This is a genomic window from Pseudonocardia sp. McavD-2-B, assembly GCF_024124365.1.
GTDB classification, from domain to species: Bacteria; Actinomycetota; Actinomycetes; order Mycobacteriales; family Pseudonocardiaceae; genus Pseudonocardia; species Pseudonocardia alni.
In genome coordinates this window covers 1-13,085 of sequence record NZ_JAMXSG010000160.1, presented here as the reverse complement: position 1 = coordinate 13,085, position 13,085 = coordinate 1, and the positions used below count along the sequence as shown (strand labels likewise).

Here is a 13,085-nt window from a genome sequence, read left to right as displayed (position 1 = left end):
GCCGGCTACGGGCGCGCGGTGAGCCGGGCCAGCGCCGCGTCGAGGACGGCCGGCACGTCCGGCGCGGACAGCACGTCCACCGGGCGGGTGCCGGGTCCGGCGGGCACGGTCGCCCCGCGGGCGGGGCCGAACCCGGTGTCCACGGTCAGCGCCGTCGGCGTCGGCGTCAGCGACCCGGGTGCGACGCACTCCAGCAGCGCCGTCGCGTCGTGCAGGGCGACCGCGTCGCGGCCGTAGCGTTCCCGGTAGAACCGCATGTACGGGGCGATCATCGCGGCCAGCTCGGCGCCGACCGGGTCGGCGTCGCCCAGTGCGGCGACCCACTCCGGGCCCGCGGCACAGCCCAGCGTGGTCTCCAGGGGCACCAGCGCGACCGGCACGGAGCCCTCGCCGGGGTCCTGGGCCAGGACACGGTGGGCGGCCTCCGGGTCGGCGTGGACGTTGAACTCGGCGGCACCGGTGACGTTCCCGCCGCCGATCGCCCCGCCCATGACGACGACCCGCTCGATCCGCCCCACCAGATCCGGGCGGGCGGCCAGCAGGATCGCGGTGTCGGTGAGCGGGCCGATCGAGGCGATCGTGACCGGCTCGGTCGCCTCCTCGAGGACCCGCGCCATCAACGCGGCCCCGGACCCGGGCATCGGTGCGGCGGGGCCGGGCAGCGACGCAGCGCGCCCGCCGAGCCCGTCGGAGCCGTGCACGTGCCCGGCCCGCCGCTCGAGCCGGTGCACCAGCGGCCGCGCCGCGCCGACCCCCAGCGGGACGTCCGGGCGCCCGGCGAGGGCGAGCAGGCGACCCGCGTTGGGCAGGGTGGCGTCCAGTCCGACGTTGCCGAAGGTGGCGACGACGGCCCGGACGTCCACCTCGGGGCTGCGCAGGGCCAGCACGAGCGCGACGGCGTCGTCGACGCCGGGATCGGTCGAGATGATCAGGGGGCGGGGCACACCGGCGAGCCTACGACCGGCCCGCCGGGGTGATCACTCGCTGCGGGTGGGCTCGTCCTCGTTGTCCGCCTCGACCTCGCGGGCGGCCGCCCCGGTGGCCCCGGAGTCGTCGGTCGTCGCGTCGGGCCGCGGGTTGCCTGCCTTGTCCGTGTCGACGCGGGAGGTGCCGCCTCCTCCGGAGGTCAGCTCGTCGGTGCCGACGTCGGTGCCGTCGTCGGGCTGGCGGTGCTCGCTCACAAGCGGACCTCTCGGGTGGGGTACGGGTACTCGCCGGAGGTACCCGTCGCCGGTGGGGTGCACACGCCTAGTCTCTGCCGGGTGCGACGTCCGCCGATCCCCGACGCCGACCCGGAGCAGGCGAAGCTGTTCAGCCTCACCTCGCTGCGCTGGATCCTGCGCCACCGCGCGTACAGCCCCTGGTACCTGTGGCGGTACTGGCGGCTGGCGAAGCTGCGACTGCGGCACCCGCACGTCGTACTGCGCGGCATGGTGTTCCTCGGCAAGGACGTGACGATCGAGGCCCGACCCGGATTCGGGCGGCTCGAGATCGGCCGCTGGGTGCACATCGGCGACGGCACCGCCCTGCGCTGCCACGAGGGTTCGATGCGGATCGGCGACAAGGTCGTGTTCGGCCGGGACAACACCGTCAACTGCTACCTCGACGTCGAGATCGGCGCGACGACGCTCGTCGCCGACTGGGTCTACGTCACCGACTTCGACCACCGCACCTCCGACGTCCGGCGCCCGATCAAGGACCAGGGCATCGTGAAGTCGCCGGTCCGGATCGGCGAGGGCTGCTGGCTCGGGGTGAAGACCTCGGTGCTGCGCGGCACCCGGATCGGCCCGGGCAGCGTGCTCGGGGCGCACGCGGTCGCGCGGGGGGACATCCCCGCGGAGTCGATCGCCGTCGGGACCCCGGCCCGGGTGGTGCGCGACCGGCGGGCCGACTACGAGGCCGCCGCCGCCGAGCGCGCCGCGGTCGCGGACATGGCACGCAAGGCCGACCGGGCCCTGCAGGCCCGGCTCGACCGGGCCTGAGCCGCGCCGCGGGCTCAGGCGCTGAACAGGTTCCCGGTGGGGATCTTCGGACGGGGGAGCTCCCGCGGCCCGGCAGCGGTGGCGCCGGCGTAGATGCGGGCGGTGTGCCCGGCGATGACCGGCCAGGCGAAGTCGGTGCGCAGCCGGGCCCGGGCCGCGCGGGCCCGGCGGCGGGCGGCGGACGGGTCGGCCAGCGCCCGGTCGACGGCGTCGGCGATCCCGGGGACGTCGCCGGGGGCGAACCCGAGGCCGGTCTCGCCGTCGCGGACCAGCTCGCCGAGCCCGCCCGCGGTCGAGGCGACGAGAGTCGCTCCCACCGCGGCGGCCTCCAGCGCGACGATTCCGAACGGCTCGTAGCGGCTCGGCAGGACGACCGCGTCCGCGCCGCGCAGCAGGGCGGTCAGCTCGCCGTCGGGCAGGTGGCCGAGGAAGGTCACCGAGCGCGTCACCCGGTGCTGCGCCGCGCGCTCGGCCAGCATCTCCTGCTGCGTCCCGCTCCCGGCGACGAGCAGCCGGGTCCCGCGGTGCCGCCGCCGGATCCGGGGCAGTGCCGCGATCAGGTCCTGGACGCCCTTCTCGTACTCCAGACGTCCGAAGTAGACGATCCTCGGCCCGTCGCCGGCGTGCGCGGGAGCGGCGGCGCGGGACCGCCAGCGACGCGGGTCGATGCCGTTGTGCACCACATGGACGGCGGCCGGGTCGAGGTCGTGCAGTGCCGACACCTCGGTGCGCATCGCGCCGGAGCAGGTGATGACCTCGTCCGCGCGCTGCGCGAGCCACCACTCGGTGGAGTGCACCTGCCGGTTCAGCGGCCCCGGCAGCCAGCCGGAGTGCCGGCCCGCCTCGGTGGCGTGCACGGTCGCGACCAGCGGGACCCCGAGGACGTCGGCGAGCGCGATCGACGGGTGCGCGACGAGCCAGTCGTGGGCGTGCACGACGTCCGGCCGCCAGCCCGGCAGCAACGCGGTCAGTGCGTGGCGCAGCATCGCGTGCCCCATAGCGAGCGTCCACGCGACCAGGTCGGTGCCGAACTCCAGCTCCGGCGGGTCCTCGGCCACCCGCAGCACCCGCACCCCGTCGACGGTCTCGGTGCGGGTCGGGTGGGTCTCGGCGTCGGTGCCGGTGGGGGCCCGGGACAGCACGACGACCTCGTGCCCGGCCGCGACGAGCTCGCGGGACAGCGCGTGCACGTGCCGGCCCAGCCCGCCGACGACGACCGGCGGGAACTCCCAGCTGACCATCAGCACCCGCATCGCTAGATCCTGACAAACACCGGACCGGCGGTAACCCCCGGGGCGCCGTCCGCGCACCGGGTGAGCGAGTTCGTGGTCAGACCCGTCCCAGGTCCCGGGCGTCCACGTGCCCGAAGGTCGGCAGCGGCGTGTCCGCCCACGCCGCGACCCGGCGCTGTGCGGCCCGCCGTCGCCCGGCGCGCAGCAGCCCGGACAGCTCCGCCACCCGTCCGGCGTGCAGGTCGGCGCGGGAGCGGGCGTACCCGGCTGCGGAGTCCTTGCTGACCATGAACGCCCAGTCGCTGGACAGGGCGTGCAGCGCCTGGTCGGCGAGCAGGTCGGCCAGCGGGTCCCGGAGGGGGCCGGGCAGCGGGGCGGCGAGCAGGTCGGACTGGACCGCGGCGTTCCGCGCGACCAGGTCGGCGACCTGCGGCCCGGCCCAGACCCGCCAGTCCTTGCCCGAGCCCCAGGACGACTCCCGCAGGTCGACCGGGTCGCCGACCAGACCGTCGTCGACGGCGTCGCCGAGGGTGCGCACGGCGACCCCGGCCTCGGGCAACCTGCGGAGCACGGCGGCCAGCCAGGCAGGTCCCTCGTGCCACCAGTGCCCGAACAGCTCGGTGTCGAACGCGGCGACGGTCAGCGCCGGGCGGCCGTGCTCGGCGCGCAGCGCGGTCAGCCGTGCGACGACGGTGTCGACGAAGTCGTCGGCGTCGCGGGAGACGGCGCGGGCGGCGAGCGCGGGGGTGTAGGGCTTCTTCCGCTCGGTCGGTACCCGCCGTCCGGTGACCCGCGCCGGTTTGAGGCCGGACTCGTGGTCCCAGGTGTGGAAGTCGCGGTACTCGGCCGAACCGGGGTAGCCCTTGCGGGGCGACCACACCCGGTAGGTGATCTCCAGGTCGCGGCCGACGCACACGACGTCGGAGGTCCCGACCGGCCTGGCGAACGCGGTGTCGCCGCGCAGCGCGGGGCCGTCGACGAGGAAGCGGCGCACCCCGGCGGCGGCGTAGCCGTCCTCCATCCCGGGTGCGAAGCCGCACTCGGGCGCCCAGATCCCGGCCGGCCGGGCGCCCAGGCGCAGGGCGTGGTCGTCGAGCCCGGCGCGCAGCGAGAACGCCCGCACCCGCGGGTCGAGCAGCGGCTGGAACGGGTGCGCCGCCGGCCCGCCCAGCAGCTCGACGGCGCCGGAATCGCGCAGACCGCGCAGGGCGGGCGACCCGCCGTGGCGCCAGTGCCGCTCGAACTCGGCCGTCGCCGCCGTCGACAGTCGGTGCTCGTGCGCGGCCAGGTCCGGCAGCCGGCCCGCCGCCGAGTGTGCGCGCAGCGTCCACCCGCCGAGCCAGTCGTGCACCCCGCGCAGGCAGTGCGGGTCGTCGAGCTGCGCGGCCAGCACCGGCGTCACCCCGAGGGTGGCCAGCCCGGTGCGGCCCTCCTCGGCCAGCTCCCGCAGCATCGCGACGACGGGCAGATAGGAGTGCGCCCAGGACTGGTAGAGCCACTCCTCGCCGACCGGCCACCGGCCGTGCCGGGCCAGCAGCGGCAGGTGCGAGTGCAGGACGAGGCAGAACGTCCCGACGGGCGCGCCGCTCACGGCCGGGTCGCCGTGACCAGCAGGTCGAGCGAGGCGTCGAGGTCGGTGTCGTCGCCGGTGCGCAGCACGAAGTGCGAGCACCGCACCCCGGCGACGTCGACGGCCAGCGCGTGCGGCCACGGCTCCCCGGACAACGCCAGCCGGGTCTGCGCCTCGATGAGACCACCGTGGCGGGCGTCGAGCTCGCGCAGCCGCGGACCGTGGTGCAGCCCCTGCACGACGACACGGCCGAACCCGGCGTCGTCGACCAGGCCGGCCAGTTCGCGCGGGTCGAGCTCGCGGGTGTGGAACGGGTTGAGCGGGGTGTCACGACCGGGGGAGAAGGTGATCCGGTTCGGCGTCGACACCATGAGCCGCCCGCCGGGACGCAGCACCCGCCTGCACTCGCGCAGGAACCGCTCCTGCTCCCACAGGTGTTCGATGACCTGCAACGACACGACGACGTCGACGCTCCCGTCGGGCACCGGCAGCGCCACGAGGTTGGCCCGGGCCACGCTCACCCGCGGGTAGCGGGCACGGACGTGGGCCACGGTCGTCGCGTCGTAGTCCAGCGCCAGCACCGAGCGGGCGGCCCCGGCGAGCAGGTCGGCGCCGTAGCCCTCGCCGCAGCCGGCCTCCAGCACGGCCACGCCCGAGCAGTCGGCGGCGATGGCCGCGTAGACCACCTCGTGGCGGCGGAACCAGTAGTTCTCGTGGCTGACGCCCGGGACGGTGCGCTCTCCGGTGAGGGGCAGGCTGCTGGTCACCCACCGACTTCACCACGCCCGTCGGAGGGAGTTCGCACCGGTCCCCTCGCGTGCGCTACCGCTCGTCGACGCGGAGCAACGCAGTGTCACCACGGACGTCTGATGACGTGGAGCCCGACCGACATCCCGCCAGGCACGACGGAGGGGGACACATGAACGACATCGCGACCGACGAGGACACGGTGACGCTGACCATCACCGGCCGTAGCGGATCCTGGCTGGTGTCGGGTGTGCTCGGCCGGGAACCGCTGCCGCTCAAGGGGCTGGACGACGGCGCACTCGCCGAGATGCTGTGGGCGATGCTGCCGGTGGCACCGTCGTCAGCGCACGGGCCCGCGCACCCGGCCCCTGCGCCCGGCCGCCGTCACGCGGGCTGAGCCGCAGTCCGGTCGCGCACGTCCGTTTCGCGGTCGGCGCACGGTTCGTGCCGGTCGGCGTGCGGTCGGCCCCCGGACGGGTATCACCTGCCCACCGACGGGTATCCGCCGTACCCCGGGCCCGTGCGGGCCAGGGGTGACGCCGACGGCGTCGTGCCGAGAGGAGCCCAGGATGAACGACCCGGTGGACGAGAACGAGACGCTGTCGCTCACCATCACCGGGCGGTCCGGGTCCTGGGTGGTGTCGGGTGTGCTCGGCGACGAGCCGGTCGAGCCGCGCGCGATGGACGACGAGGCACTCGGCGAGGTGCTGTCGATGGTCGTGCCCGAGGAGGACCGCGTCCCCGCCGAGCCCCCGCCCGGCCGCCGCGTGAGCTGAGCAGAGGCGTCGGACTACAGCCGTCCCCGCAGCAGCGACGCCGCCAGCAGCGCCACCTCGACCTGCAGCCGGTCCTCCCCGACCGGGCGCCCGAGCAGTTCCTCGGCCTTGCGCACCCGGTAGTGCACCGTGTTCTTGTGCAGGTGCAGCCGGGCCGCGGCCTGGATGTAGCTCCCCCCGGCGGCCAGGAACACCCGCAGCGTCTCGCGCAGCTGGTCGGTGCCGGGCTCGTCGGCGGTCAGTCCGGACAGGGTCCGGGCGACCCAGCGGCGCAGGTCCTCGGACCGGTCGGTGAGCAGCGCGGCGACGGCGACGTCGTCGAACCGGACGACCGCGGGCCGGTCCTCGGCGGTCTCGGCCACCGCACGGGCCCGCTGCGCCTCGGCGAGCGAGCCGCGGAACCCGTCGATCCCGGCGGCCGACCCGCCGACGGCGATCCGCACCCCGGCCGGGAGCCGGTCGCGGAGCAGGCCGACGTCCAGCCGCACCTCGTCGGGCCCGGACAGCCACGCCCACAGTGTGCGGCTGTCCGCGAGCACCGTCAGCGGGGTCCGCCCGCACGCCTCGTAGAGCAGCCGGGCCCCGGCCTGCAGCGCGTGCCCGTCGGCGGGGCCGTCGCCGGACGCGGGGGCCCACACCAGCGCCGCGGTGTGCCGGCCGGTCACCGGGATCCCCAGCAGCTCCGAGGCGGCCGCGTCGGTCAGCGGGTCGGTGTCGAGCACCATCCGGACCCGGGTCGCGAGCCCTGCTCCGGACCGGGTGCTCCACCGCCGTCGCTCGGCTTCGTAGATGTCGATGAGTCCGGCGATGACCTCGTCGATGTAGCGGTTCGTGCGCTCGCTCAGCACCGACACCGCGTCGAGCACGTCCGGGTCCCCGTGGTGCGGCCCGGCCCGCAGCGCGTCCAGCGCCCACTGCGCGAACATCTGCTCGCCGAGCCGGTAGGCCCGCAGCAGCGCCTCCAGCGACAGGTCGTGCTGGGCGAAGCGGCGGGCGTACTCGGCGGCCGCGGGCGGCACCGTGATGCGGTCCATCGGGATCGAGTGGACGAGCATGTCCATGATCGCGACGAGGTTCGCCGAGGTGCTCGCGACCATCAGACTGCGCAGCGTCTCGTCGTGCCGGAACTCGGGGATGACCTCGACGAACCAGTCGGTCATCGCGGTCGTCAGCTCGGGCAGCCGGGCCTCGACGTCGCGGGCGACGGCCGCCACGACCTCGTCGACGTGGGCGGACACCCGCGCGACGCTAGCGGGTCGGCCGGGCCCCGGACCGGCGGGTACGTCCCGGTTGTGTCCCCGGCACAACGGGCCGCCCGCGATTCGTGATCGCCGTACATGGCGTCGGTCACACCCGGGGACCTACGTTTCCCCGACACCGATCCCGACGGCGGCCGGCGCGCCAGCGCACCGCCCGGCCCCCGTACCCGGCACCCACCGACCTCCCGCGGACCCGCACGGTCCGGCGGGGGAGCCGTCCTGCCCGGACACCGCCCGCGGACGGCCACCGAACCTTCCACCGGAGAGGACCGCACGATGGGGTTCAAGACGGGGGACTTCCCCCCGGTCGATCTCGACACCTTCCTCGACAGGCCGTTGTTCGAGCGGACCAAGGCGCTCGCCCTGCACTGGACGCAGTACGGCTTCGGGTCGCCGAAGATGATCCCGGCGACCTACGTCGTGAAGCTGCTCGTCCTCTACTGCGTCATCGGGACCGCGCTGATCACCTGGACCTCCGGCGTCGGCCCGTTCTGGGACGTGTCGGGCTGGTGGGACCAGCCGGTCGTCTACCAGAAGCTGGTGCTCTGGACGGTGCTGCTGGAGGTCGTCGGCGTCGCCGGGTCCTGGGGGCCGATCGCGGGCAAGTTCAGGCCGATGACCGGCGGCATCCTGTTCTGGGCCCGCCCCGGCACCATCCGGCTCCGCCCGTGGAAGGCCGTCCCCGGTACCGACGGCGACACCCGCACCCTGCTCGACGTCGTGCTCTACCTGGGCCTCGTCGCCTCGCTGCTGACCGCGGTGGTGCTGCCCGGCGTGCCGAGCGCGTCGCTGTCGGCGGTGCTGCCCGACAACACCTCCGGGCTGGTCGCGCCCTGGCTGATGATCGCGCCGATCGTGCTGCTGGTCCTGTGCGGCCTGCGCGACAAGACGATCTTCCTGGCCGCCCGCGGCGAGCAGTACCTGCCCGCGATGGTGTTCTTCGGGACGCTGCCCTTCGTCGACATGATCGTCGCGGCGAAGCTGCTGATCTGCATGGTGTGGATCGGTGCGGGCGTGTCGAAGTTCGGCAGGCACTTCACCAACGTCATCCCGCCGATGGTGTCCAACAGCCCCTGCATCCCCTCGAAGTGGATCAAGCGGGCGCACTACCGGGACGCCTCGGGCGACCTGCGGCCGTCGCGGCTCGCGACGTTCATGGCCCACGTCGGCGGCACGACGGTGGAGATCATCACCCCGCTGGTGCTGCTGTTCTCGACCGACCACCGGCTGACCCTGGCCGGTGTGGTGCTCATGGTGGTGTTCCACCTGTTCATCACCTCGACGTTCCCGCTCGCGGTGCCGCTGGAGTGGAACATCCTGTTCGGCTACCTGGCGGTCTTCCTGTTCCTCGGCTTCCCCAACGGCGACGGCTTCGGCATCGGCGACATGTCCTCCCCGGTGCTGACCGTCGCGATCGTGGCCTGCCTGGCGTTCTTCCCGGTGCTGGGCAACCTGCGACCCGACCTGGTGTCGTTCCTGCCGTCGATGCGCCAGTACGCCGGCAACTGGGCGTCGGCGCTGTGGACCTTCACCCCCGGGGCGGAGGAGAAGCTGAACCGGCTGCCGCACCGGCCCACCACCAACCAGGTCGACCAGCTGCAGGCACTGGGCTACCCGCCGGCGGTCGCCGAGGTCACCATGCAGCAGACGATCGCCTGGCGGTCGATGCACTCCCAGGGGCGCGGCCTGTTCTCGGTGCTGGCCGCCCGGCTCGACGACCTGGACTCCCGCACCGTCCGCGAGGCCGAGTTCGGCTGCAACTCCGTCATCGGGTTCAACTTCGGCGACGGCCACCTGCACGACGCCCAGCTCATCGCCGCCCTGCAGAAGCGGATCGGGTTCGCGCCCGGCGAGTTCGTCGTCTGCTGGGTGGAGTCCCAGGCCATCCACTCGTCGGTGCAGCACTACCAGCTGATCGACGCCGCCCTCGGCGTGGTCGAGCGCGGGTACTGGAAGGTCGCCGACGCCGTCGCCGAGCAGCCGTGGCTGCCGAACGGGCCGATCCCGCTGACCGTCACCTGGCGCGCCCCGCAGCGGGCGACGGCCGGCGACGGCGTCGAGGCCCCGGCCCCCTGAGACCCGCGGGACGGGCGGAGACACCGCAGCCCGCTCGTCCCGCCGGACCGACACCGCACGACGAGAGGGACACGACATGGGAGACGCACTGGACGGCCGCGTCGCGCTCGTCACCGGCGCGGGCAAGGGCCTCGGCCGGGCGATCGCCCGGCGCTTCGCCGAGGAGGGGGCGACCGTCGTCGTCTCCGACATCGACGGCGACGCCGCACGGCGCACGGCGCAGGAGATCCCGGACGCCACGCACCTGTCCTGCGACGTCCGCGACGAGGAGCAGGTCCAGGAGCTCGTCGCGCACACCGTCGAACGGCACGGCGGGCTGCACGTCCTCGTCCCCAACGCCGGGGTCGGGCGCCCGCAGCCGCTGCTGGAGATGAGTCTCGCCGACTGGCGGGAGGTCACCTCGGTCAACCTCGACGGTGTCTTCCTGTCGATCCGCTACGCCGCGCCCGCGATCATCGCCTCCGGTGGCGGCACGATCGTCACGCTCGCCTCGGTCACGGCGACGGCGGGCTCCCCGCTGATCGGGCACTACGCCGCGGCCAAGGCCGGCGTGGTCAACCTGACCAGGACCGCGGCGACCGAGCTGCGGCCGTACGGTGTGCGGGTCAACGCGTTGCTGCCGGGCTTCGTCGACACCGACCTGGTGACGTCGGCCCGGCCCGGCTTCGAGGCCGCGCTCGGTCTGCCCGCCGGTGGCTTCGACGGGCTGATCGAGCAGAAGCAGGGCGGTTACGGCACCCCCGACGACGTCGCGGAGGCCGCGCTCTTCTTCGCGAGCGACCGGTCCCGCTTCTGCACCGGCAGCGGGCTCGTCCTCGACGGCGGCCTCGACGCGTCGCTGCTCTGACCCGGTACCCCAGGAGGACGCCATGACCACCGCGACCGTCGTCGGATCCGGGCCGAACGGGCTCGTGGCCGCGGCCCTGCTGGCCCGCGCCGGGGTGGCGGTGACCGTGCTGGAGGCCGCCGACGAGATCGGTGGCGGCACCCGCACGGTGGAGGCGATCGTCCCGGGGCTGCTGGTCGACCACTGCTCGGCGGTGCACCCGATGGCCGTCGGCTCGCCGGTGCTCGAGGAGCTGGGCCTGGACCGGTACGGGCTGCGGTGGCGGCTGCCGGAGGTCGACTGCGCCCACCCCCTCGACGGCGGCGACGCCGGCGTCCTGGTCCGCTCGGTCGCCGGCACCGCGGCCGGCCTCGGGGCCGACGGCGCGCTGTGGCGTGCGCTGTTCACCGGACCGGTGCGCGACTACGACACCTTCTCCCCGGACTTCCTCGGCCCGCTGGTGCGGATCCCGCGCCACCCGCTCCTGCTGGCCCGGTTCGGTGCCCCCACCGTGCTCCCGGCGGAGGTGCTGGCCAGGGCGTTCCGCACCGAGCGCGGGCGGGCGCTGTTCCTGGGGTCGGCGTCGCACGCGTTCCGGCCGCTGAACCGGCCGCTGTCCTCGGCGATCGGGCTCGGCCTGTTCACCGCCGGGCACCGGCACGGCTGGGGCGTCGCCGAGGGCGGGTCGCGGGCGATCTCCGACGCGCTCGCCGCGGTGCTCGCCGAGCACGGGGCGAAGGTCGAGACCGGGGTGCACGTGCGGACGGCGGACGAGCTGCCGCCGTCGGACGTCGTGGTGTGGGACGTCGGCCCGGACCGGCTGCCCGCCCTGCTGGGGGACCGGCTGCCGGCCCGGGTCGCGCGGGCCTACCGGCGCTTCCGTCACGGCCCGGCCGCGTTCAAGGTCGACTACGCGGTGGCGGGCGGCGTGCCCTGGACGCATCCCGACGCGCGACGGGCCGGGACGCTGCACGTCGTCGGGTCGGCGGCGGAGAACGCACTCGTCGAGCGCGAGGTGCACGCGGGCCGGATGCCGGAGCGGCCGTTCGTCCTGGTCGGGCAGCAGTACCTGGCCGACCCGTCCCGGTCGGCGGGCGACGTCCACCCCGTGTGGGCCTACGCGCACGTCCCCCGCGGGTACACCGGCGACGCCACCGAGGCGGTCACCGCGCAGATCGAACGGTTCGCGCCCGGGTTCCGGGAGCGGGTCGTGGGCACGATGGTCACCGACCCGGCCGCGTTCGCGGGCAACCCGAACTTCGTCGGCGGGAACATCCTGACCGGGTCCAAGGACCTGCGGCAGCTGCTGCTCGGGCCGCGCACGACGCTGCAGCCCTACGACACGGGGGCGCCGGGCCACTTCCTCTGCTCGGCCGCGACGCCACCCGGCCCGGGTGCGCACGGGATGTGCGGCGCGCACGCCGCGCGTCGCGCGCTCGCCCACCTGGGCCGCTGAGGGCGGCTCAGACGGGTTCGGGCTCCCCGCTGACGGCCACCACCCCGCCGATGTCCTGGCGCAGCCACGCCAGCAGCGTCGCGTCGTCCAGGGTCAGCGGGACCTCCGGCCCGCCCCACCCCAGACGTGTGGTCGGCCGGTGGACCAGCGCGTCCTCCAGCATCGCGGCCAGACCGTCGGTGGCCCGGACGGTGCGACCGCCGTGCTCGACGGTCCGGCTGCCCGGTACGTCCTCGTCGGCGTGCGGCCCCGTGCTGAGCACGTAGCCGGTCCCCAGACGGTCGTCGAACCCCGTCACCTGCACGACGGCTCCCTCCTGCCGAGTGCGCGAGGTGCCGACGGTAGCGAAACCGGACCCCCGATCAGGGGTTGCGGCGTGTGACCTCGTGCGCGCACCAGGTGAGGAGGGCCGCGCGTGAGTACGGTCACGACCTGCCCCGGTTTGCCGGGACGCTACTCGCTGGTAACAATGAACGTCACAGTGGCACGGCGTGCCGTTACGGCACGAGCAATGGCAGAGTCACCGGCTACGACGGGCGAGACGCCGCGGCCCACCCCCGCTCCGACCGAGAGCGCGCGGCGCAGCACCGTCACGGTGACGCGAGACGATCCGGACCCGGGACGACCGGGACCGGAACGCGACGAAGGACGACGCGGTGTGCGCGTGGGCGCAGGCCGCCGCGGCAGGAGGTCGAAGAGGTCCTATGAAGATCGTGACCCTGGTGAAGCAGGTGGCCGACACCTACTCGGAGCGGAAGCTGTCCGACTCCGACCACACCCTCGACCGTGAGGGTGCCGAGGCGGTGATCGACGAGATCAACGAGCGCGCGGTGGAGCAGGCTCTGCTGCTGAAGGAGGCGCACGACGGCTCCGAGGTCGTCGTCGTGTGCATGGGCCCGGACCGGGCCACCGACGCGATCCGCAAGGCCCTGTCGATGGGCGCGGACTCCGCGGTGCACCTGTCGGACGAGGCCGTCCACGGCTCGTGCGCGGTGCAGACCGCGAAGGCGCTGACGAAGCTGATCGGCACCGTGGACGGCTGGGACATGGTCATCGCGGGCAACTCGGCGTCCGACGGCCAGATCGGCGCGGTCCCGGCGATGATCGCCGAGCTGCTCGGTGTGCCGTCGCTGACCCACGCCAACGAGCTCTCGGTCGAGG

General features: G+C 74.6%; 13 protein-coding genes and 1 pseudogene. 7 read left to right on the top strand and 7 right to left on the bottom strand.

The genetic code is table 11. The annotated features are described in order from the left end of the window. Positions 1-5 precede the first annotated feature (5 nt). Both NH602_RS19700 and NH602_RS19695 read right to left on the bottom strand, forming a co-directional pair. Positions 6-944, bottom strand: coding sequence for a nucleoside hydrolase (locus NH602_RS19700; protein WP_073578470.1), 939 nt, complete (start codon positions 942-944; stop codon positions 6-8). Positions 945-977: 33 nt separating this feature from the next. Continuing rightward, entirely contained in the window at positions 978-1,181 is a 204-nt protein-coding gene (locus NH602_RS19695; RefSeq protein ID WP_073578469.1) for a hypothetical protein, read from the bottom strand. Between the two features lie 81 nt (positions 1,182-1,262). Here NH602_RS19695 and NH602_RS19690 point away from each other — a divergent pair, with 81 nt between their 5' ends. After that, on the top strand, positions 1,263-1,982 hold the full coding sequence (locus NH602_RS19690) for a DapH/DapD/GlmU-related protein (protein ID WP_253068575.1): 720 nt from the start codon (positions 1,263-1,265) through the stop codon (positions 1,980-1,982). A gap of 14 nt (positions 1,983-1,996) precedes the next feature. Here NH602_RS19690 and NH602_RS19685 read toward each other — a convergent pair whose 3' ends face one another. The 3 genes from NH602_RS19685 to NH602_RS19675 form a co-directional block, all read right to left on the bottom strand. Next, entirely contained in the window at positions 1,997-3,235 is a 1,239-nt protein-coding gene (locus NH602_RS19685) for a glycosyltransferase family 4 protein (protein WP_179761975.1), read from the bottom strand. A 76-nt stretch (positions 3,236-3,311) separates the two neighbouring features. After that, positions 3,312-4,805: a 1,4-alpha-glucan branching protein domain-containing protein gene (locus tag NH602_RS19680; RefSeq protein ID WP_253068574.1), complete on the bottom strand. Its 1,494-nt coding sequence runs from the start codon at positions 4,803-4,805 to the stop codon at positions 3,312-3,314. Then, positions 4,802-5,551 (bottom strand): bifunctional 2-polyprenyl-6-hydroxyphenol methylase/3-demethylubiquinol 3-O-methyltransferase UbiG, encoded by a 750-nt coding sequence (locus NH602_RS19675; RefSeq protein ID WP_179761976.1) that lies wholly within the window; start codon positions 5,549-5,551, stop codon positions 4,802-4,804. The genes NH602_RS19680 and NH602_RS19675 overlap by 4 nt, the downstream gene beginning before the upstream one ends. 152 nt (positions 5,552-5,703) lie before the next feature. On the opposite strand from NH602_RS19675, the gene NH602_RS19670 reads away from it, so the two are divergent. Beyond that, the gene (locus NH602_RS19670) at positions 5,704-5,928 is read left to right on the top strand and encodes a hypothetical protein (RefSeq protein WP_179761977.1); all 225 of its coding nucleotides are present in this window, start codon (positions 5,704-5,706) and stop codon (positions 5,926-5,928) included. 172 nt (positions 5,929-6,100) lie between these two features. Then, positions 6,101-6,307: a hypothetical protein gene (locus tag NH602_RS19665; protein WP_073578464.1), complete on the top strand. Its 207-nt coding sequence runs from the start codon at positions 6,101-6,103 to the stop codon at positions 6,305-6,307. A gap of 14 nt (positions 6,308-6,321) precedes the next feature. Here the strand turns inward: NH602_RS19665 and NH602_RS19660 are convergent, their stop codons facing one another. Beyond that, positions 6,322-7,545: a CdaR family transcriptional regulator gene (locus tag NH602_RS19660; protein ID WP_253068573.1), complete on the bottom strand. Its 1,224-nt coding sequence runs from the start codon at positions 7,543-7,545 to the stop codon at positions 6,322-6,324. Between the two features lie 297 nt (positions 7,546-7,842). Between NH602_RS19660 and NH602_RS19655 the strand changes: the two genes are divergently transcribed. The 3 genes from NH602_RS19655 (at position 7,843) to NH602_RS19645 (ending at position 11,924) form a co-directional block, all read left to right on the top strand. Beyond that, entirely contained in the window at positions 7,843-9,642 is a 1,800-nt protein-coding gene (locus tag NH602_RS19655) for a DUF3556 domain-containing protein (RefSeq protein ID WP_253068572.1), read from the top strand. Positions 9,643-9,718: 76 nt separating this feature from the next. Next, positions 9,719-10,489, top strand: coding sequence for an SDR family NAD(P)-dependent oxidoreductase (locus NH602_RS19650; protein WP_073578461.1), 771 nt, complete (start codon positions 9,719-9,721; stop codon positions 10,487-10,489). Between the two features lie 22 nt (positions 10,490-10,511). Continuing rightward, entirely contained in the window at positions 10,512-11,924 is a 1,413-nt protein-coding gene (locus NH602_RS19645; RefSeq protein WP_251784018.1) for an NAD(P)/FAD-dependent oxidoreductase, read from the top strand. 7 nt (positions 11,925-11,931) lie between these two features. Here NH602_RS19645 and NH602_RS19640 read toward each other — a convergent pair whose 3' ends face one another. Further along, positions 11,932-12,228 (bottom strand): hypothetical protein, encoded by a 297-nt coding sequence (locus tag NH602_RS19640; protein WP_161152870.1) that lies wholly within the window; start codon positions 12,226-12,228, stop codon positions 11,932-11,934. Between the two features lie 400 nt (positions 12,229-12,628). On the opposite strand from NH602_RS19640, the pseudogene NH602_RS19635 reads away from it, so the two are divergent. Then, positions 12,629-13,085: pseudogene (locus NH602_RS19635) on the top strand (electron transfer flavoprotein subunit beta); the annotation flags it as partial.

What these genes read in the sequence shown, in the direction of transcription:
- NH602_RS19645 (WP_251784018.1), top strand. Translation starts at nt 10,512, where the DNA reads ATGACCACCGCGACCGTCGTCGGATCCGGGCCGAACGGGCTCGTGGCC.
- NH602_RS19650 (WP_073578461.1), top strand. Translation starts at nt 9,719, where the DNA reads ATGGGAGACGCACTGGACGGCCGCGTCGCGCTCGTCACCGGCGCGGGC.
- NH602_RS19655 (WP_253068572.1), top strand. Translation starts at nt 7,843, where the DNA reads ATGGGGTTCAAGACGGGGGACTTCCCCCCGGTCGATCTCGACACCTTC.
- NH602_RS19665 (WP_073578464.1), top strand. Translation starts at nt 6,101, where the DNA reads ATGAACGACCCGGTGGACGAGAACGAGACGCTGTCGCTCACCATCACC.
- NH602_RS19670 (WP_179761977.1), top strand. Translation starts at nt 5,704, where the DNA reads ATGAACGACATCGCGACCGACGAGGACACGGTGACGCTGACCATCACC.
- NH602_RS19685 (WP_179761975.1), bottom strand. Translation starts at nt 3,235, where the DNA reads ATGCGGGTGCTGATGGTCAGCTGGGAGTTCCCGCCGGTCGTCGTCGGC.